At 35.1% G+C, this 20,911-nt stretch carries 18 protein-coding genes and 1 tRNA gene; 8 read left to right on the forward strand and 11 right to left on the reverse strand.

Going from position 1 to position 20,911, the window contains the following annotated elements:
- The first annotated feature begins 101 nt into the window (after positions 1-101).
- On the forward strand, positions 102-521 hold the full coding sequence (locus BUC11_RS13195) for a hypothetical protein (RefSeq protein WP_139259502.1): 420 nt from the start codon (positions 102-104) through the stop codon (positions 519-521).
- 143 nt (positions 522-664) lie between these two features.
- Here the strand turns inward: BUC11_RS13195 and BUC11_RS13200 are convergent, their stop codons facing one another.
- The 6 genes from BUC11_RS13200 to BUC11_RS13225 all read right to left on the reverse strand — a co-directional run bounded on the left by BUC11_RS13200 (position 665) and on the right by BUC11_RS13225 (position 5,377).
- Positions 665-1,195, reverse strand: a complete 531-nt coding sequence (locus BUC11_RS13200) for a hypothetical protein (RefSeq protein ID WP_139259504.1) — start codon at positions 1,193-1,195, stop codon at positions 665-667.
- Between the two features lie 25 nt (positions 1,196-1,220).
- Positions 1,221-1,769 carry a hypothetical protein gene (locus tag BUC11_RS13205; protein ID WP_073354785.1) on the reverse strand — a complete coding sequence of 183 codons (549 nt, stop codon included), beginning with the start codon at positions 1,767-1,769 and terminating at the stop codon, positions 1,221-1,223.
- Between the two features lie 463 nt (positions 1,770-2,232).
- Positions 2,233-2,317: transfer RNA gene (locus BUC11_RS13210), tRNA-Ser, on the reverse strand.
- 60 nt (positions 2,318-2,377) lie between these two features.
- Complete coding sequence (locus BUC11_RS13215) at positions 2,378-3,406, reverse strand: asparaginase (protein ID WP_073354787.1); 1,029 nt, start codon at positions 3,404-3,406, stop codon at positions 2,378-2,380.
- Positions 3,396-4,532 carry a 1-acyl-sn-glycerol-3-phosphate acyltransferase gene (locus BUC11_RS13220; RefSeq protein WP_073354791.1) on the reverse strand — a complete coding sequence of 379 codons (1,137 nt, stop codon included), beginning with the start codon at positions 4,530-4,532 and terminating at the stop codon, positions 3,396-3,398. The genes BUC11_RS13215 and BUC11_RS13220 overlap by 11 nt, the downstream gene beginning before the upstream one ends.
- Before the next feature lie 65 nt (positions 4,533-4,597).
- On the reverse strand, positions 4,598-5,377 hold the full coding sequence (locus BUC11_RS13225; protein WP_073354794.1) for a TatD family hydrolase: 780 nt from the start codon (positions 5,375-5,377) through the stop codon (positions 4,598-4,600).
- Between the two features lie 138 nt (positions 5,378-5,515).
- On the opposite strand from BUC11_RS13225, the gene BUC11_RS13230 reads away from it, so the two are divergent.
- Positions 5,516-5,959 carry a retropepsin-like aspartic protease gene (locus tag BUC11_RS13230; protein WP_073354796.1) on the forward strand — a complete coding sequence of 148 codons (444 nt, stop codon included), beginning with the start codon at positions 5,516-5,518 and terminating at the stop codon, positions 5,957-5,959.
- A gap of 57 nt (positions 5,960-6,016) precedes the next feature.
- Here the strand turns inward: BUC11_RS13230 and BUC11_RS13235 are convergent, their stop codons facing one another.
- The 3 genes from BUC11_RS13235 to BUC11_RS13245 form a co-directional block, all read right to left on the reverse strand.
- Positions 6,017-8,905, reverse strand: coding sequence for a T9SS type A sorting domain-containing protein (locus tag BUC11_RS13235; RefSeq protein WP_073354798.1), 2,889 nt, complete (start codon positions 8,903-8,905; stop codon positions 6,017-6,019).
- A 407-nt stretch (positions 8,906-9,312) separates the two neighbouring features.
- A complete protein-coding gene (gene odhB, locus BUC11_RS13240) occupies positions 9,313-10,551 on the reverse strand; it encodes a 2-oxoglutarate dehydrogenase complex dihydrolipoyllysine-residue succinyltransferase (RefSeq protein ID WP_073354800.1) in 1,239 nt (412 codons plus the stop codon).
- A 204-nt stretch (positions 10,552-10,755) separates the two neighbouring features.
- The gene (locus tag BUC11_RS13245; protein WP_073354804.1) at positions 10,756-13,530 is read right to left on the reverse strand and encodes a 2-oxoglutarate dehydrogenase E1 component; all 2,775 of its coding nucleotides are present in this window, start codon (positions 13,528-13,530) and stop codon (positions 10,756-10,758) included.
- Positions 13,531-13,650: 120 nt separating this feature from the next.
- On the opposite strand from BUC11_RS13245, the gene BUC11_RS13250 reads away from it, so the two are divergent.
- Together BUC11_RS13250 and BUC11_RS13255 are read left to right on the forward strand one after the other, a co-directional pair.
- Positions 13,651-14,193, forward strand: coding sequence for a hypothetical protein (locus tag BUC11_RS13250; protein ID WP_073354806.1), 543 nt, complete (start codon positions 13,651-13,653; stop codon positions 14,191-14,193).
- Positions 14,194-14,202: 9 nt separating this feature from the next.
- Positions 14,203-15,534 (forward strand): alkaline phosphatase D family protein, encoded by a 1,332-nt coding sequence (locus BUC11_RS13255; protein WP_073354808.1) that lies wholly within the window; start codon positions 14,203-14,205, stop codon positions 15,532-15,534.
- Here the strand turns inward: BUC11_RS13255 and BUC11_RS13260 are convergent, their stop codons facing one another.
- Together BUC11_RS13260 and BUC11_RS13265 are read right to left on the reverse strand one after the other, a co-directional pair.
- Entirely contained in the window at positions 15,535-15,885 is a 351-nt protein-coding gene (locus BUC11_RS13260) for a hypothetical protein (RefSeq protein ID WP_073354810.1), read from the reverse strand.
- Positions 15,886-16,036: 151 nt separating this feature from the next.
- On the reverse strand, positions 16,037-17,011 hold the full coding sequence (locus BUC11_RS13265; protein WP_073354812.1) for a polyprenyl synthetase family protein: 975 nt from the start codon (positions 17,009-17,011) through the stop codon (positions 16,037-16,039).
- A 213-nt stretch (positions 17,012-17,224) separates the two neighbouring features.
- Here BUC11_RS13265 and BUC11_RS13270 point away from each other — a divergent pair, with 213 nt between their 5' ends.
- From BUC11_RS13270 to BUC11_RS13285, 4 genes are all read left to right on the forward strand, one after another.
- Complete coding sequence (locus tag BUC11_RS13270; protein ID WP_073354814.1) at positions 17,225-17,746, forward strand: YceI family protein; 522 nt, start codon at positions 17,225-17,227, stop codon at positions 17,744-17,746.
- A 151-nt stretch (positions 17,747-17,897) separates the two neighbouring features.
- Positions 17,898-18,494, forward strand: a complete 597-nt coding sequence (locus BUC11_RS13275) for a TetR/AcrR family transcriptional regulator (protein WP_073354816.1) — start codon at positions 17,898-17,900, stop codon at positions 18,492-18,494.
- 2 nt (positions 18,495-18,496) lie between these two features.
- Positions 18,497-19,837 (forward strand): TolC family protein, encoded by a 1,341-nt coding sequence (locus BUC11_RS13280; RefSeq protein ID WP_073354818.1) that lies wholly within the window; start codon positions 18,497-18,499, stop codon positions 19,835-19,837.
- Positions 19,838-19,841: 4 nt separating this feature from the next.
- Complete coding sequence (locus BUC11_RS13285; RefSeq protein ID WP_073354820.1) at positions 19,842-20,903, forward strand: efflux RND transporter periplasmic adaptor subunit; 1,062 nt, start codon at positions 19,842-19,844, stop codon at positions 20,901-20,903.
- Positions 20,904-20,911: the final 8 nt, after the last annotated feature.

The following is a 20,911-nucleotide window of genomic DNA, read 5'->3' on the forward strand; positions in this document are numbered from 1 at the left end:
TCTTCTTGTTCTTGACATAATTCTGCTAATTTAAGGTTTTTAATCCTATCTTAAATTCACACAAAAAGTTGTACGTTTTTTGGGGAGCAGCATAGATGCAAGTGAAATTATTAATTGGCCTTATATTAATAGCATTATTTTATGGAATTTATGACAGTTTAAAAGGCAACGATCATTTTAACGCTTTAAATAATAATTATTCCCTTACGAGTGGAAAAATAGAAAAATATTTTGTTGCGAATAAAATTTCATTAAGAGGAGGAACAGGTTTAAATGATAAAAAATATGTATATTATGTAGATGAAGCAAGATTCGAAAATTCATATGATGAAAATATTTATATCGATGTACCAAATAAAAAGCCTAATCTGAATATAGATTATTTAATTATCTATGAGAAAGGAAATCCTAAAAACAGTTATATACTTTTAAACTATCCCATAAAAAACAGTGACGATTTTAGTAAATACATTGAATTGTTTAAATACAAATTACCTAATGATGTATTTAAGAAAAAGTAAGCAAAAATCAATATTCCCAGCTCTGTGAAGTGTTCTTTAAAAAATAAATGTTATTAAAAACCAGCTTTACAAATTGTTCCCAGCTGGGTTTGATAGTATTGCTAATATCGACTTGATTTATTTAAGTGTTTATAAAAATAGTATTATTCATAATTTTGTAATTCATTTTTAATAAAACTATCAAAGTTTTCTCTTTTAATTTTAAAAATTTTCTCAATGGATAGTAGCAACTGTTCATCCGTTTTACCTGAATTCATTAATTCTAATAGTGCTGCTTTCCCTTGTTTTTTTATAGAGAGGTCACACAACAAAGTACCTATTGTGTACCATAATGAGGATGTTTCATCTAAAACATATTGTTCTGAATCTTTAAATAGTTTTTCGTACACGTTTAAATCATTTTCTTTCAAATGATTTTTTAATTTTTTTATATGATCCTTAAATTCAATTCCTTTAGAACCTCCAAAATAAGTTGCTATTCCTTCATCTATTATTTTGTGTATTTTGAAAAAGTATTTAAATGTATACAAATGAACGACTTCATGTGGATAAAATTCTGAATTGTTCCCTGCGAAAATTACATTATCCGCAGGGAAAGTTTCCCCACCAATTTGATTTTGGTCAACCACCATGTTATCAAAATCAAAACCCCTTATCCTTTTAAAATGATTCATATCTCTACACAAAAAATAAGTGAATTTAATAGTCTCTTTTCCAAAAAATAAACTTCTTTTTTTTATTAAAATTGACCATTTTTTTTGCATTATTATGATTAAAAAAATATTCCTTATATGTTACATACTCTATTTCGTCTACATTAAATATTTTAAAATTTTTAACATTAAAATCTAAAACATTCTCAAATAGTATTTTGTTATTAATTTTAACGGCGAAGAGATTATAAATGGCATAAAGATTACCATAACCATTACTGCTTTTAATCCAAGCAATTTTAACTAAACTTCTTTTATCATCAATAGTATTAATAGCTAGAATTGTAATTTTATGATTTTTTGCATTATAAATGACATCCAAAATATCATTTTCCGGATGTTTGAAGAATTTACTTTCGACCCATAAAGTAGCATTGACGCTATTATTTAAAGGGACGTTAATAAACTCATAAAACTTATCCAAGACATCAGTTGAATTATTTTTTTTTAAAGTATAATTTAAAAAAAAATTATTTTTTTCCTGAGAGTAACTAAAAGAACACCATCCAATAAATATTAAAAACAATAATTTCATAATAATTAAAAAATAGTAATAATAATAAAAGAGGCTATCTCAAAAGACTGGATAGCCTCTCTTTTTGTTCTTTTTATTGGTATCCATCAGATAAAAATATTTTGAAATCTAAAGACTGATGTTTACTTTTGAGATGGTCTCTTCTTTAACTCTAACCCCGCTATCAAAGTTTACAACTAGGGATTAACTTAGTTGATCCCAAGAAGGGCGTCCCACAAAGAAATAATGCTTGACTTTTCAAGCCTGATCCTTTTTTGTTTTATAGCTAACCCAAACTAAAAAAGTTTGTCCCGCTTTAAAATTAGTGATTAACTCCGTTGATCCCACAAAGGGCGTCTCACAAAGAAAAAATGCTTGGCTTTCCAAGCCTGACCCTTTTTTGTTTTATAGCGAAGCCAAACTAAAAAGTTTGACACGCTTTAAAACAAAAAATGCTCCCCTTTCAGGAAGCATTATTTCTTTGCAGAGAGGAAGGGATTCGAACCCTCGATATGTTGCCATATACACGCTTTCCAAGCGTGCGCCTTCAGCCACTCGGCCACCTCTCTATTTTATTAAGGCTGCAAAGAACAAGAAAAAAAATGAGTTTCGAAAGTAAAAAATCAATATTATGCGATTTCACCTCGTAAAGAAGTTTCAAAGACGTTTTTAAAGTCTTTTGCTGCTATTTTTTGACCCAATAAATACATTAATTTTGTTATTGCTGCCTCGGTAGTGATGTCTTTTCCAGAAATCACTCCAATTTCTTTCATTCCAGTGCTGGTTTCATATTGTCCCATGCTAACACTTCCGCCAGAACACTGAGTCACATTGATTACCTGTAAACCTTCGGACAGTGCTTTTTTGAGTAAGTTTAAAAACCAATCTTCGGTAGGGGCGTTTCCAGCTCCATAGGTTTCTAAAACAATTCCTTTAAGACCAGGAATACCTAAAATAGCGGATAAAACGGCTTCGCTGATACCCGGGAACATTTTTATAATAGCCACATTAGTATCTAAGGTCTTATGTACAATAAATTCCTTATTTATATTTTTAGGCAAAAATAATTCTGGATTCAAATTTAAATGCACTCCAGATTCGACCAATTCAGGATAATTTGGAGATGTAAAGGCTTTGAAATGTTCCGCATTTATCTTTGTAGTTCGATTGCCTCTGTATAATTTATATTCAAAATAAAGACACACTTCTGTAATAACAGGCCCGTCATTATCTCGTAAAGAAGCGATCTGAATCGCAGTGATTAAATTTTCTTTGGCATCAGTACGCAAGTCTCCAATTGGCAATTGAGATCCCGTAAAAACAACTGGCTTTGCTAAATTTTCGAGCATAAAACTCAATGCTGATGCGGAATACGACATGGTATCTGACCCGTGCAATACAACAAACCCATCAAATTCTACATAATTATCGGCAATAATAGTAGCTATTTTAGACCATTCTTCAGGATTCATATTGGAAGAGTCGATGGGATTTTCGAACGAAATAGTTTCTATTTCACAGTCCAATTGTTTCAATTCTGGAATTCGCTGTAATAATTTACTAAAATTAAATGCTTTCAGCGCTCCTGTTTCAAAATCTTTCCTCATCCCAATGGTTCCACCGGTGTAGATCAACAGTATTTTAGCCTTATACAACATCATGGTATTTTAACTTATTCACAACTGGATTGGCATACATGGCCAGAAAACCATCCAAAGCTACTGGATTATCATGGTCAATGCGCATTTCGAGTCGGCGTTCGAATAATGATTTTTCATTTTCGGTGTATAAATGCGAGTAGCGATTCGTTTTGTGTACAATATCATAAGCAATAAAGTTGGTAGGCCACAACTCATAATTACCTAGAATAGCATCATCAATTACTTGTGCTACGGCAACTATCTGTTTGTTAGTGCTGTCATTTTCGGCTTTAATTTCGTCGATTTCAGTATCCAGCACTTTCCCTACATGAATATGAATCCGTTTCTTTTGTCCTAAGGCACCACTAAGAATCGTCATGAAATCTTCATTTTTTTCCTTGATGTATACTTCATTATTGGCTTCAGCCATTAATTGTGGCATTTTCAAAGCATCAGTAGGATCGTATTCGTAAGAAATAGAAACGGGTACAATTTTTATTTTTCTGAAATAATCCATCAAATTCTTTTCATCTGAGCCCATTCCTAACATTTTTAATATACCAGGATTGGTTTCATCATTACCATCTTTCGTTCTTCCTTCGCGTTGAGCGATCCAAACCGACCGATTTTCGTGAAGCAACAACTCACCAACATATTCTGAAAGTAGCTTTGAACTTTGCAACATTTCCCTTGGCGTTAAGCCACGCTGCACTAGAAAGTTCCGATTTAGTTTTGCTAATGTATTTAAAAATGATTTTTTAACTAAATTATCTCCTATTGCTGAAGCAGTCATCACTAAACCATGCTCAAACAGTGCCGTATTCAATAATGTGGTATCCAAAAGAATATCGCGGTGATTCGAAATGAATAAATAAGAGGTGTTTGGTCGTAAGTTTTCAAAACCAGAAGTCGTTAACCCGTCAGAGCTTTTTTCCAATACTCTTTGCACGGATTGGTAAATGAAATTACACTGAAAATCCCGAATAGAATGTGTTTTTCGAAGTTGCTCTTTCCAAACTTCGTCTGCTACGCCGGGAAAAGTAAAATTCATCAATGCTTTCATCATTGGATGATTAACAACATTCTGAAGTGCTTCGTTTATCTCGGAATTATAAAATGGCCGAATAGCGTCAAATTTCTGCATTGGGGTTCTCAATTTTTATGATGGCAAATGAACAAAAAAAATATCAAAATAATGTGAATTCTGTTTTAAATCCCAAAAATAGCTTTAGAATTCTCCGTAGTTATACTAGCGATTTCATTTTCCGACAGATCGTAAATCTGGGATAACTTGGCCACCACTTTCACAATATAACTACTTTCATTTCTTTTGCCTCGATACGGAATAGGAGCTAAATAAGGAGAATCCGTCTCTAGAACAATGTGCTGTAAATCAATTTGCTTCAAGAACTGGTCGATCTTTCCATTTTTAAAAGTTACTACACCGCCTATTCCTAGCTTCATATTATACGAAATCGCCTGTAATGCCTGTTCATGCGTACCCGAAAAACAATGAAAAATACCAAATAATTCAGGTGATTTTTCTTCCTCTAAAATTTCAAATATTTCATCAAATGCCTCTCGACAATGGATAACAATGGGTAATTTATAGTGTTTCGCTAGTTGTATTTGCCTTTTGAAAGCAATTTGCTGCTCCTTAAGATGGGTTTTATCCCAATATAAATCGATTCCGATTTCGCCTATCGCATAAAATTTTCTTTTGGCCAATTCGTTTTCCACATGCTGTACCTCTTCAAGATAGTTATCTTTAACATAAGTGGGATGCAAACCCATCATCAAGAATACAGTATCAGGATGCTTTTTTTCTAAATCATACATCAATTCAGTGCAGGTAGAATCCAGTGCAGGAATAAAAAAACGCGAAACACCAGCATCAAGCGCACGCTGTATCATTTCATCTCGGTCTTGATCAAATTCTTCGCTGTACAGGTGTGTGTGGGTATCGGTAAGTATTACTTTTGTTTCCAAGTGTATCGTTTAAGGACACAAAATTACAAGAATAAAAGTTGGCGAAAAAATGGTTTTAAAAAGATTCGTTGGATTCCTTCGTAAACTCCATGTATCTTTGCAAAACATAAAAAAGTTACTGAAATAAATTCAGCTTAAATGAAAAACCTCCACACTGTCCTTAAAAAAGAAAATTATAAAAAAGTGAAATTTAAAATCACTAAAACACAGCATCTTTTAATAAGAGCAAAAATTAATGGTGTGGTTGGTAATTTTATTTTGGACACTGGAGCGTCAAACAGCTGTGTAGGATTTGAAAGTATTGATTTATTTCTCTTGGAAGCAAAAAAATCTAAGACTAAAGCTTCGGGAGCAGGCGCATCTGGAATGATTACGCAACTCGCTTTAAAAAATCAATTGCAGCTTGGCTCATGGAAAGACACTAACTTTGAACTTGTAATTTTTGATTTATCTCACGTCAATGAGGCGTTAGTGCAACATAAGTCAAAACCAGTTCATGGAATTATAGGAGCCGACATTTTGATGAAAGGCAAAGCGATTGTAGACTATTACAACCACTATTTGTATTTATTAAAATTCTAAAAAAAAAAGCGCATCGAAATTCGATACGCTCTATTTATACTACAAAATGCAATACTGCTACTCTTTAATCATTTTAGTGGTAATTACCTTTCCGTCAACCACTGTTCTAACAATATAAACTCCTTTTGAAAGTTCGCTAGTTTGAATGGTCGTAGAATTACTTTTTGGATTTTTCACCAGCACTTCTTGGCCTAATATAGTGTAAAAACTCACCTTTTCGATTGCGCTATCTGCTTCAATTGTTAAATAATTAGTAACCGGATTAGGATACATCATCACTTTTGAAGCTTCAAAATTAGTAACGCTTAAATTGGTGGCTACTTTGCTAAAATAAACATTGTCGATGTAAACCGTTCCTGCTGGCGCTCCTGACATTACTAACTGAGCAATATGTCCTCTGGTTGATAATCCGGTAAAGTCAGAGAATGGAATATCGTAGCTGTTCCATCCTGATAAAGTTGGCGTGCGAGTCACTTCAAACTCTACGTCATCACCTCCTTGATACACTCCATTTGCTCCAAAATCAACTAATTTAACTCTGAAAGCGGTCAAATCTGGTGTCCACACATCAATATGAAAATACAGCATTTGTGTTGCATCAATAGTACCGGTAACGTCAACGCCAAAATAATTCAAATTTGTGTATTTTTTTGTGTCATTCCCAGCGATTTGCAGATCTGTCAAACTACTTCCAACTGACCAATCCGTTCTCCAAGTCGTAACAGGAACGTTTGCATAGGCATTACTAAACATAGAAATGACATTTACCTGCGCCGTTGTAGGTGTTGGTGCTGCAACAGTGGGTTCTGTTGGCGCAACAACCACCGTTGACTTGTAAAAATAAAAATTATCTAAATAAACCGTGGTTCCAGAAGGAGTAGAAGACAAACTCATTTGAAATACGTTACTAAAGTTTATCCCAGGAAAATTAGCAGCATTCAACGTCATGTCGAAACTATTCCACCCTGGCGCAATGGTTAAAGTTACTCCAGATTCTACTGGACCTGGATTTATTAGATTAATTTTAACTGAAGTTGCACTGGAAGACCATAAATCTACATGCATGGTCGTCATATCAGAAAGATCAAAAACTTCTGCACCAGGTAAGGTAATTCCCTGATAATTGAAATTACTTAATTTTCTTGTATTATTAGTCGCAATAAGTTCTTCAGTAACATCCGTAGACTGACCCCAACATTTACACCAGTCTCCTGCTTTGTAAACTGCATAAGCATCGCTGTACAAAGATTTCACATCTGCCACTGCTCTTGCTGGAGGAGTGGGCGCAGCTACAGTAGGAGCCGTTGCGGTAACCGGAGCAGCTATTTTTGCAGAAAACGTAATATTATCAACATAACATATATGATCCGCGCTTCTTGTTGTTCCTTCAGGAATAAAATCAGGAAATACAATCATTTGATCGATTCCGGTAGAAACCCCTTCTCCTATTTTAGAAGCAAAGTTAAAAGTTAGTTCCTCCCATTCGTTTATTTTAGTATTGGCAACGGTGATTTCCCCTGTTGATCCACTATCAGGACGGGCAAATTTTATCCCTACTTTACTAATTACATCTTTATATACCATTATTTTTACCGTGCTATTGGTTTCATTTAAAGTAAATGTTCCAATTCCATTTGTACCAGAAGCATGAGCGGTTTCAAAACCTGTGTACCAAGCACCTGCAACCAAAGCGGTAAATTTAGCAGCAGTATTGGAGGCGTTAATTCCCGTTTTATCAGGATTCGAGGCCAATAAAGATGCTGTAGATCCTCCCGAAGGATTATCAAAAGAGGTCAAAGTCCACGTAGATCCATATTCGCCCGTTTCAAAAGTAACCGGCGCATACGGTGCAGCAGCAGGTGGCGCTACTATTGCCACTTTATTAAAATAAACATTATCTATAAAAATTGTTCCTGCAGAACCGGAGAACACGAACTGTGCAATATGCGCTTTAGTCGTCAAACCAGTAAATTCAGAAAGCGGAATCTCTAAACTATTCCAACCGCTTAAAGTTAAAGTACGAGTAATTTCAAACTCTTTATCATCTCCGCCTTGATAAGCACCGTCAGCACCAAAATCAACTATTTTAATTTTAAATGTGGTCACATCAGGTGTCCAAACATCAATATGAAAATTAAGCATTGAAGAGGCATCAATTTTATTAGCTTCAGTTATAACTCCAAAATAAGTTAGGTCTGTATATTTTTTAGTGTTATTTCCAGCCACTTGAATGTCAGACAATACATTTCCTGATTGTCCCCAATCTGCTCTCCAACTGTCAACTGTAACGTTGGTGTAAGCATCGCTAAATAATGAAATCACATTAGCAGCTGTTGGGGTAGGCGTTGGTGCAGCAATCGTAGGTACAGTCGCTGCTGGCTTTGCTGAAAAGGAAACGTTATCAAAATAACTAGTAGTTTCAACTGTTCTGGCATTGAAATCTAAAAAGAAAATAATTTGATCAATATTGATAGTTTCAAATAACCCTATTTTTCCCGAAAAATCAAAAGTTAATTCTTCCCACTCGTTAATTTTAGTATTTGGCACTTTGATTTCTGGTTGCGCGCCACCATTTGCAATAGCAAATTTTATAGCTACATCGCTAATAACAGACTTGTAGACCATTATTTTAATGATACTGTTGGAAGCGCTTAAGGTAAAAGTTCCAATTCCATTTGCACCCGAAGCATGAGCGGATTCAAATCCTGCATACGGCGCTGCATTTGAGGCACTAGTACCTGCTACAAACTTTCCAACCATGGCTGAATTATTGATTCCGCCGGGAAATGGATTAGCAACTTTAGAGTAACCCGCTCCTGATCCATTTTCAAAAGTGGTAAAGGACCATGTTGAACCAAACGCTCCAGTCTCGAAGGTAATTGGCGCATTTTGTGAGAATCCTGTTGAAAAAACCAACAGGAAAAGGAATAAAGTAATGTTCTTCATAATTTTGAGTTATTAGTTATTCTCAAATTTATGAATGTATTGTCCTATGATTGAAAATGACACCCATCTAAAAACTATACAGTGTAATAAAGAAATTACTTATTTGTAATTAGCCCCAAATATCGACATTGCTAGGACTTAACATTATTTTTGGAGTATTTTAAATAAAAATATGATGCTATTTAATTCACGATGTTGTGGTAATGTTAAGGTAAATTATCTGTTTTTATGATTTAAATTTATGCTAAATGCAATTTATTTACTAATAAAAAACAATAAACATAAAAAATTAGACAAATAAATGCTTATTTACTAAATTAAATTTGGATGCATAAAAAATCCCGTTTTGTTATTGAACAAAACGGGATTAAGATGGGTACTTTAAAAACTATATAAAGTACTTATGATTACAATTCGAATGCTTTTTTAGGATTGTTCTCTAACAGCAATTCCATAGGATTTTCTAAAGCTTCTTTTACAGCGACTAAGAAACCTACAGACTCACGACCGTCAATAATTCGGTGATCATAAGACAGCGCTACATACATCATTGGGTGAATTTCCACTTTACCGTTTACGGCAATTGGACGCTCAATAATGTTATGCATTCCCAAAATTCCTGATTGCGGCGGATTGATAATTGGAGTAGACAACATACTTCCAAAAACACCACCATTGGTAATTGTAAAGGTTCCACCTGTCATATCATCCACTGTGATTTGACCATCACGTGCTTTGATCGCTAATCTTTTAATATCAGCTTCAACACCACGGAAAGTCAAGTTCTCCGCATTACGAACTACAGGAACCATTAAACCTTTAGGTCCGGAAACCGCAATTGAAATATCACAAAAATCGAATGCAATTTTGTGATCACCATCCATCATAGAGTTTACATCTGGAAATAATTTTAAGGCTCTGGTTACTGCTTTCGTAAAGAAAGACATGTATCCTAAACCTACTCCACCATGTTTAGCCTTGAACGCCTCTTTGTATTCGTTACGAATCAAATTGATTGGCGTCATGTTTACTTCGTTAAAAGTAGTCAACATCGCTGTTTCGTTTTTAGCGGCAACCAATCTCTCCGCTACTTTACGACGCAACATAGATAATTTAGTACGCTCCGTCCCACGAGAACCACCTGTAGGCGTTCCCATTGAAGGCACTGCATTTACAGCATCATCTTTAGTGATTCGTCCATCTTTTCCAGTTCCTGAAAGGGAAGCTGGGGCTATGTTTTTTTCTTCTAATATCTTTCTTGCTGCTGGAGAAGGTGTTCCCGCAGCATAAGTTGCTACTGGAGCTGCCGCTACCGGAGCCGCTTTTGGCGCTTCTACTTTTGGGGCTTCCGCTTTTGGTGCTTCTGCTTTTGGTGCTTCCGCAACGGCTGCGTCACCTGCGGGTTTAGCTCCGTCCGTATCAATATGGCAAACCACTGCTCCTACTGCTACAGCATCGCCTTCTTCTGCTTTCAAAGTAATGATTCCGCTGGCTTCTGCAGGCAATTCTAATGTTGCTTTATCAGAATCAACCTCAGCAATGGCTTGGTCTTTCTCTACATAATCTCCGTCTTTTACCAACCAAGTTGCAATTTCAACTTCTTTTATAGATTCCCCTGGTGATGGGACTTTCATTTCTAAAATCATGTTCTATTATTTTAAATTATGAATTTTAAGTTTTAAATTGTTCTAGAACAATCTATGTTTATTGTATGTGCTATTTTTTAGCCCTGATGGCAACGGCATCCTTTTTCTTCCGCTTTTTTTGGCGGAGAAAAAGATATAGTGAACAGCAGGAAATAGCTCCTAAAAATATCTATTTTGATGCGATTGCTTCGTTTACCACAAGGACTATCTATATAAATTTTTATCAAAAACCATTCGCAAAGCATCTGCCTGACGGCGTTTTGCTCTTGTGTAACTTCCTGAGGCAGGAGCTGCGTATGCTTTCAACGATGCTAATCTCCATTTTACTAAATCGAAATTCATCAACATGAAACTATAGGATCCCATATTTTTAGGCTCTTCTTGTGCCCAAACATAATCGTCCGCATTTGGATATTTAGCAATAATATCTTTTAATTGCTCCACAGGCAATGGAAATAATTGTTCGATTCTGACTACCGCTACATCATTCCTACCCAAATTTTCTCTTTCAGCAGTGATATCATAATAGAATTTTCCGGTACAGAAAACTAGTGTTTTTACCTCCTCCTTATTCACCGTATTGTCATCAAAAGTTTCTTGAAAAGTGCCTGTCGCAAACTCTTCAACTGTAGAAACTACTCTTGGATCACGCAACAAACTCTTTGGTGTAAATACAATAAGTGGTTTGCGGAAAGTTGTTTTCATTTGTCTTCTTAGCAAGTGAAAGAAGTTGGCTGGTGTTGTACAATCCGCAACATACATATTATGTCTAGCGCAAAGTTGTAAAAAACGCTCCATTCTACCAGAAGAATGCTCTGCTCCCTGCCCTTCATATCCATGAGGCAACAACAAAACAATTCCGTTCTGGTTGTTCCATTTATCTTCTCCACAAGAGATGTATTGGTCAATCATGATTTGGGCTCCATTACCAAAATCTCCAAACTGAGCTTCCCAAATGGTAAGGGTATTAGGATTGGCCAAGGCATAACCGTAATCAAATCCTAAAACACCATATTCAGATAAAAGTGAATTGAATATATTAAATTTACCCGTTGCACCTTCTAGACTACTGATCAATGTTACTTCTTCTTCTGAATCTTCTACTTTAACAACCGCATGACGGTGAGAAAAGGTACCACGCTCCACATCTTGTCCGGAAATACGAACATCATATCCCTCTTTCAAAAGGGAACCGTAGGCTAAATGTTCGGCCATAGCCCAATCCAACTTGTTCGTTTCGAAAAACATTGTTTTTCTATCATTGATCAGTTTTTGAATTTTACTGATAAATTTTTTATCCGCAGGTAGGTTACAAATAGCATTTGCTACCTCCGTAAGACCTGCTATAGGAAAGGTGGTATCTACATTTTTTAACATTTCAACATCAGAAACTTGCTCGAAACCTTTCCATTCATTTTTCATGAATGGCGTAATTATAGTTAAATCTTTCTTGCGAGATTCTTCTAAATTTACCTCTAATTTTGATTTGTATTCTTGCTCTAATTCTTTTACAAAAGTGTTGTCAATTACTCCGTCTGCAAGTAATTTTTCCATGTAAATATCTCTTGGATTTTTGTGTTTAGCAATGATTTTATACAATACGGGTTGTGTAAAACGAGGTTCATCCCCTTCGTTGTGCCCGTATTTTCTATACCCTAATAAATCAATAAACACATCTCTACCAAATTCCATTCTGAAATCCAGTGCAAATGACATAGCGTGTACTACTGCTTCAGCGTCATCTGCATTTACGTGCAGTACTGGAGAAAGTGTTACTTTAGCAATATCCGTACAGTAGGTAGATGAACGTGCATCAAGGTAATTTGTGGTAAATCCTACTTGATTATTAATTACAATATGAATGGTACCGCCGGTTTTATAACCGTCCAGTTGCGCCATTTGTACAATTTCATAAAGAATTCCCTGACCTGCAATTGCGGCATCCCCGTGAACGGCGATTGGTAATACTTTAGAGAAATCATTTGGGAAATATTTGTCTTGTTTAGCTCTTGTGATTCCTTCTATTACAGCACCTACTGTTTCAAGGTGTGAAGGATTGGGAGCCAAATTAATATTGATTTTTTTACCTGAAGCGGTCACTTTATCAGCCGTTAGCCCTAAGTGGTACTTTACATCCCCATCAAAATATTCTTGATCGTAATCTTTACCGTCAAACTCACCAAAAATATCTTGGGTTGACTTGCCAAAAATATTGGCCAAAACATTCAAACGACCACGGTGTGCCATTCCCATTACAAATTGCTCCACCCCTTTATCGGCTGCTTTTTCTAGTAAAGCATCCAAAGCGGGAATAATTGACTCTCCACCTTCAAGCGAAAAACGTTTTTGACCCACATATTTTGTGTGTAAAAAGGTTTCAAAAGAAACAGCTTGGTTCAATTTATTCAGGATAGATTTTTTTTCATCTGAAGAAAAATTAGGTTGATTGTCATTGACTCCTAATTTTTTCTGAATCCATTCGACAATTTCTGGCTTACGGATGTACATATATTCCACCCCAATATGCTGACAATATATAGTTTCAAGGTGCGCTATAATTTCCTGAAGGGTGCACGGTTGTATGTTAATGGCCTTTGCTGCATCGAATACAGTGCTCAAATCCGCGGAGGAAAGTCCAAAATTAGTGATTTCAAGTGTTGGCGATGTAGTACGTCTTTCTCGAACCGGATTCGTTTTAGTAAACAAATGGCCGCGGGAACGATATCCATCAATCAATTTCAATACATTGAATTCTTTTTGAAGTTTATCTGAGACCAAACTTACATCCGTATTATTAGAGGCAAAATTTGCAATTTGTTCCACTGGGTTTTCCTCATTGTAAGTTGTCATCCCAAAGTCAAAACCTTGAAAAAAACTTCTCCAACTTGGCTCTACGCTATCTGGATTCTCTAAATATTGATCGTATAATTGTGCGAAAAATTCTGTGTGTGCTGCGTTTAAAAATGAAAACCTATCCATAATGTTTAGTGAATATACCTTTTTTGTTAAAATAGTTTCGCAAAAGTACGATAATACAATAAATTTCTAATTTATTTTAAGATACTTTTACATTGAATATTGTTAAAAAACTAGAAACTTATGACAAAGAATTGCTTTTTGAATTATTCCAAATCATTTTTGGTGATAATCACTGTGTTTTTTTCAAGTTGTCTCTTTGCACAACAAAATGACGTGCCAGTACAATTAGAAAATCAGTTCTGGAGAAATGTACAATTTGGAGGCGGTATTGGCTTAGGTTTTGGATCAGGCTATACGGATATTTCAGTGGCGCCAAGTGTGATTTATAATTTCAATGAATATGTCGCTTTAGGTGTTGGACTACAATATAAATATTTAAAACAAAAGGATTTTTACGCTTCTCATTTATATGGAGGGAGTGCAATAGGTTTTTTTAATCCCCTACATGAAATCCAACTTTCGGCTGAACTAGAACAATTAAGAGTCAATGTGAATTTAGATGGATCCAACAGTAATTCAGAAAATTACTGGAATACAGCCTTATTTATAGGGGCTGGTTATCGATCTGGAAATGCTACAATTGGCGTCCGCTACAATGTTTTGACAGATAAAAACAATATTTACGGCAGCGCATTTATGCCATTTATCCGATTCTACTTTTAAATACATCCCATGAAAAAAATCATTCTTTTACTATCAATTTTATCTATAAATTTTTGTTTTGCCCAAAAGTCTATATTACAATCTGGCCCTATGGTAGGCTATTGTGAAATGAAAGAAGCTGTTATTTGGCTTCAAACCAATAAAAATTCCACTATCAAAGTAGACTATTCTACAACTGACAATCCGTCTAAAGTCTTACATTCTGAGAATTATACCAGTTCAAAAGAGATTGGATATACCTATCATATTATTTTAGACCAATTACAACCAGGCAAAAAATACAATTACACTGTTTTCATAGACAACAAAAAAATAATCTTGCCTTACGAAACTTCTTTTTCATCAAAAAAATTATGGGAATGGCGCGATGACGCTCCTGATTTTACAGTTGCATTTGGTAGCTGCATGTATATTAACGAACCCGAAGTCGACAGACCGGGAAAACCTTATGGTAGCGGCTACACCATTTTTGAAAGCATCAGTAAAAAAAATCCAGATATCATGATTTGGGGTGGTGACAACACCTATTTAAGGGAATCGGATTGGGACAGTAAAACGGGGATTTATCACAGAAACACTCACTCTAGATCAATTAAAGAAATTCAGCCTTTACTAGCAAAAACTCAGAATTTTGCTATTTGGGACGATCATGATTATGGACCAGACAACAGTGATCGTAGCTTTTATAACAAACAAATTACTCAAAAAGCTTTTAAAGATTTTTGGGCGAATAAATACTACGGAATGAACCCAAATCAAAACGAAGGTGTTTTCTCGACTTTTACTTGGGGAGATGCACAGTTTTTTCTAATTGATGGACGGTTTTTCAGATCGCCGGAAGCACGAATTACAGGAGCTAAAACGATGTTAGGCACCACCCAGTTTGAATGGTTGATTGACGCATTGAGCGCATCGGAGGCGAGTTTTAAAATAGTGGTTATTGGAGGCCAAATTTTAAACACCGTACTCGATAGCGAAAACTACAGCCACTTTCCAGAAGAAAAAGAGAAACTACTCCAAGAAATTACAGCTAATAAGATTAAAGGTATTTTCTTTTTAAGTGGGGATAGGCATTTTGCTGAAATGTCCATGCTGCCTAGAAATAATAGTTATCCTATTTATGACTGGACTGTTTCTCCATTAACATCCGGTGTTGCTTCTCAAAAGGTTTTAAAGGAAGATAATAAATACAAAGTTCCAGGAAGCGCCTTTGTACAGCATAATTTTGGCACCATCTCCTTTTTGGGTACCCAAGAAAACCGACAAATGAAACTCACTTTATTTGATGCAAACGGAAGTGAATTGTGGAACAAAACAATCTTAAAAAAGGAGTTGCAATAACTAATACTTATTTCTAAACCATACTTTTTGCCATTCTCTTTTCAAAATTAAAAAGGCAACTTGCTCAGCGAGAATTACTAAATCTGAACCGTCGAGTTTTTTTATTTCTTCTTCGGATACATCTATTATGTAAAGCAAGTTGAGATATTCGGCAAACTTGTATTGTATTAGTCGGTAAATTTTTTCATGCAATTGCATTTTCAATTCATCTGGAGTACTGCTCAAGGCAAGATCAATTGCTTCATTAGCCAAATTGAAATCCTTGTTTATCTGTTCAATTAATTTCAAGTATAAATTTTCACCTGCTGCTTCGGTAAGCAATAAATCGGTATTTTTTGGAACTATAAACATTTGATTTTTGATTAACGAATTCAGATTTTTGATTTTAAGAAACTGCTCTAAACTTTTGATTTATTTGAATTATACTGATTTTTGAAATAAACCATTATTTATCCGAAGTAAAACTTCTACAATCAAAAATCGTTAATCTGCAATCAAAAATCTACACTTTCCTTCCCATTAAATTTTCTCCAAAAGCCTTCAACATTTCCTTTTTATCGGTGCTGATATTCATTTGATCTAAAGTTTGAAAAGCCTTAAATGTAAAATCTTGTATCGCGTCCTGAGTTGCTTTTGAAGCACCAGAACTATTGAAAAGCGCTTTCACACGTTCAATTTTATCCGTGCTGTCTTCAGGTTGAATCGAAAATAATGTTTTCAATTCCTGCGCTTCCATTTCATTTGAAAACGCAACCGCTTTCAGGTACAAATACGTTTTCTTGTTTTCAATAATATCACCACCTACTTGCTTTCCAAAGGTTTCTGGATTACCAAAAGCGTCTAAGAAATCATCCTGCAATTGAAAAGCCAAACCTAAATTGAGACCGAAATCATAGATTAAGTTAGCGTTTTCTACAGAAGTTTCAGCAATAATCGCCCCCATTTTCATGGCTGCTGCCACTAAAACTGCGGTCTTATATTGAATCATTTTCAAATATTCCGCAATAGTTACATCAGTACGCTCTTCAAAATCAACATCCCATTGTTGCCCTTCGCAAACTTCGAGTGCCGTTTTGCTAAATAATTTTGCTAAATCCCTAAATATAAGAGGTTCGTATTGTTCGAAATATTGGTACGCTAAAATTAACATGGCATCCCCGGATAAGATTCCAGTGTTCAAATTCCATTTTTCATGCACGGTTTCCTGTCCTCTACGCAAAGGCGCATCATCCATAATATCATCATGTACCAACGAAAAATTATGAAAAACCTCAACCGCCAGAGCAGCAGGAAGTGCTTTTTTATAATCAGCGTCAAAAACCTCAGCACTCATCAAAGTCAGTACTGGACGCATTCTTTTTCCACCAAGATCTAAAATATAATGTATAGGTTCATATAGATTTCTAGGCTCTTTGGTTTCATATTGTGAGTGCAAATATTCCGACAGAAACTCTTGATACTGATAAATGGTATGCATAAGACAAATTTTTCGGCTAATTTACAGTATTCAATTTGCATTACAAACTCCGTTTTACGATCAAATGTTAAATAAATCAAAATACACAGGAAACTATTTTGGTATTCAAAGTTTCCAATATACATTTGCACTTGAATTTTACCATTCAAATCCTAAGATGCTTTTTTCAAATGATTGCGAGATCAATTCAATTTTTAATACACCCGACGAATTATGAAAACTAAATGGACCATTGACTCCAACCAATCTGATGTTCTGATTAAAATGAGGCATTCAATACTGGCTTATCTAGCCGGTTCCATAAATACATTCAACGGATACATTGACGTTAAAGACAATGAAATTCAAGATGCTGCTATCGAATTTTCATTGGATGTAAAAAGCAAGGATGCAAAACTGGAACAAATAGACACGCATTTAAAAATGAATGACCTTTTTGATGTCAATCAATATCCTATTATTAGTTTTAAATCGACCTCATTCGAAAAAGTAAACAAGAACATCAATTTCTTGAAGGGGAATTTGACCATCAAGAACATCACTAAAATGGTGGAACTAGATGCAGAATTCATTGGGATAAATAATTATAATGGCGATCAAAAAGCAGCATTTGAAATAACTGGTAAAATCAACCGTAAGGATTTTGGACTAACCTTTAACTCCTTCAATCAAAACAGCGGCTTGGCTTTAGGACAAGACATCAAACTAATTGCTAATCTAGAATTTACGGCTTAGCGTAGCTATTTTAAATAAACGTTAAATAACTCTAAAAAAAAGGAAACTATTTTAGTGTTCAAAGTTTCCTTCTTATATTTGCACTCGATATAAATCTGAATTTACAATAGAACTTAATTAAAACGTACTGAAACTATTTCAGCATAAAAAGATGAAAGAAAAAATTATAAATAAAGCGAAAGATATGTTTTTGAGACTGGGTTTCAAAAGCATAACGATGGATGATATTGCCGGTGAAATGTGTATTTCTAAAAAAACAATCTATAAGTATTTTGCCAATAAAGAATTGTTGATACACGAGAGCACACAAGTGCTTCACAAGGAAGTTCACGAAATTATAACCGAAATTATTTCTCGAGGTTATAACGCAATTGAGGAAAACTTCCAGATTAGAAAAATGTTTGCTGACATGTTCAAATCTACTGACACCTCTCCTATTTATCAGCTAAAAAAGCATTATCCGGAAGTATACGAAAAGGCTTTAGAGTATCAAGTTCAAGAATGTGAAAGCTGTTTCAAACAAAACATTGAAAAAGGAATTGCTCAAGGCTTGTATAGAAAAGACATCAATATCGACGTCTATGTTAAACTTTATTATGCTTTGATTTTTACCATTAATGAAAATACCCGTTCCGAAAGAGAAGCTGCAGCCTTAGAAATGGAAGCACTGGAATACCACACCCGAGCAATGGCGACAGAAAAGGGAATTGCCGAATTAGAAAAAAACTTACTTAACCCAATTACATAACAATGAAAAAAACAATTCTTTTAATAATATTGTCATTTGCTCTGGGCGCGAATGCACAAGAAGTAAAATCACTTACGCTTAAAGAAGCTATCAACTATGCTTTAGAGAATAAAGCCGATGCTAAAAAAGCAAAACTGAAAGTAGAGAACAGCGAATATCAAATTCAAGAGGTACGTTCTAGAGCATTGCCTCAAATCTCGGCAAATGGCAATTTGACGTACAACCCTGTAATACAAACAACCGTTATTGATGGTGCAGGATTTGGCCAGCCAGGAACGACTATTCAAGCTGCTTTTGGCCAACCTTGGATTTCTACCGCTGGAGTTTCTTTGACTCAAGCAATTTTCGACCAAACGGTTTTCACCGGTTTAAAAGCGGCAAAATCGACCAGAGAATTTTACCAAATCAACGAACAATTAACAGAGGAACAAGTAATTGAGCGCGTAGCCAATAACTATTATCAGGTTTACGTACAAAGACAAAAACTAACGGTTATTGACAGTACGTTTAAAACCACCAATAAAGTTAAAGACATTATCAAAGGACAATTTGACAACGGATTAGCTAAAAAAATTGACCTAGATCGAATTCTAGTGAAAATTTCAAACATCAGCACGCAGCGCCAGCAAGTTTTGAATGCAGTTCAAATTCAAGAAAATGCATTGAAATTTTATATGGGAATGCCAATAGAAACTCAAATCGAGATTCCACAAACTGCATTTGAAGTAGGTCCACAAGCATTGTCCGAAGTTCCAAATACTTCGAACAGATCAGAATTTTTACTATTGAAAAAGCAAGAACAACTTTTGACCTATCAAAAAAAGGCAATCGAAGCAGGATATTACCCTACTTTATCATTGAGCGCTGGATACAATTACATTGGTCAAGGTCCACAAATGCCTATTGGTGGTAAACCCGCTGATGGCGTGTATTGGTCGGATTTCTCTTCTATTGGTTTGAATTTGAAAGTGCCCATTTTTACTGGTTTTGGTACTCGTGCCAAAGTAAGACAAGCTGATATTGATTTGCGCTCGATAAAAGAAGACTTGGTTGACACCAAATTATCGCTTGACCTGGCTTTCGCCAATGCTAAAACGCAAATTGATAATAGCTTAACCACTATTACCAGTCAAAAAGAAAATGCACAACTAGCTAAAGAAGTTTTAGACAATACCAGAAATAATTATGTTCAAGGTCTTGCTTCTTTAACGGACTTATTGGATGCTGAAAACTCTTTGACAGAAGCACAAAACAACTACACATCGGCCATATTAGATTACAAACTGGCAGAAATACAATTAATCAAATCAAAAGGCGAATTAAAAACACTTATAAATAATTAACAAAATGAAAAAAAGCATACTTACCATAGTACTAATTGTTGCCACTTTAGGAATTATTGCCTACGTTTTAACCAATAATAAAAAAGAAAATGAAGCAAAAACTGCTGTAGTAGCAGAGAAAAATGCTAGCATTTCAGTAAAAGTAGCAACGGTTAAAACGGAAGAAGTTTCCCTTGATTTTGTGGCCAATGGAAATTTTGCACCGCTACAAGAATTAAGCTTTTCAGCAGAAAAACCAGGAAGAGTAGTTCGTGTTTTAGTTGATGAAGGCGATAGAGTACGTATTGGTCAAACGCTAGCCATTGTAAGAAGCGAACAAATTACAGCTGACTTGCAAACTGCACAAGCATCCTATCAAAATGCTTTAACAGATTACAGTCGTTTTGAAAATGCTTATAAAACAGGTGGAGTTACAAAACAACAATTAGACCAAGCTAAATTGAGTTTGGTAACTTCAAAATCAAGATTACAGCAAGCAAAAATAAATATCGGGGATACCAATATCAAAGCGACCATCAACGGAATTGTAAATAAAAAATATGTAGAACCCGGATCTGTTCTTGGGGCTGGAACTCCATTATTTGACATCGTAAATGTTTCCAAATTGAAACTGAAAGTAAATGTCAATGAAAATCAAGTAGCAGGTTTAAAATTAGGCAATTCAATTAGTGTTACCGCTAGTGTGTATCCAGATGCTCAATTCTCTGGAAAAATTACCTTCATCGCACCAAAATCGGATGCTAGTCTGAACTTTCCTGTAGAGATTGAAATTGCTAATACTGCATCCAATGACCTAAAAGCTGGAATGTATGGAACTGCTGCTTTTAGTGCTAGTAAACAAAAACAATCGTTAATGGTTGTTCCGAGAAATGCTTTTGTGGGAAGTGTAAGCAGCAACGAAATCTTTGTAATCGAAAACGGAACTGCTAAACTGAAAACAGTTACAGCCGGAAGAATTCTTGGTGATAAAGTAGAAGTTTTAAACGGACTTTCAGAGGGTGAAACTGTAATTGTTACGGGTCAAATCAACCTTCAAGACGGATCTAAAGTAGATGTTATTAAATAAAGTAATTA

This window comes from Flavobacterium xanthum (assembly GCF_900142695.1).
In the GTDB taxonomy this organism is placed as follows: domain Bacteria; phylum Bacteroidota; class Bacteroidia; order Flavobacteriales; family Flavobacteriaceae; genus Flavobacterium; species Flavobacterium xanthum.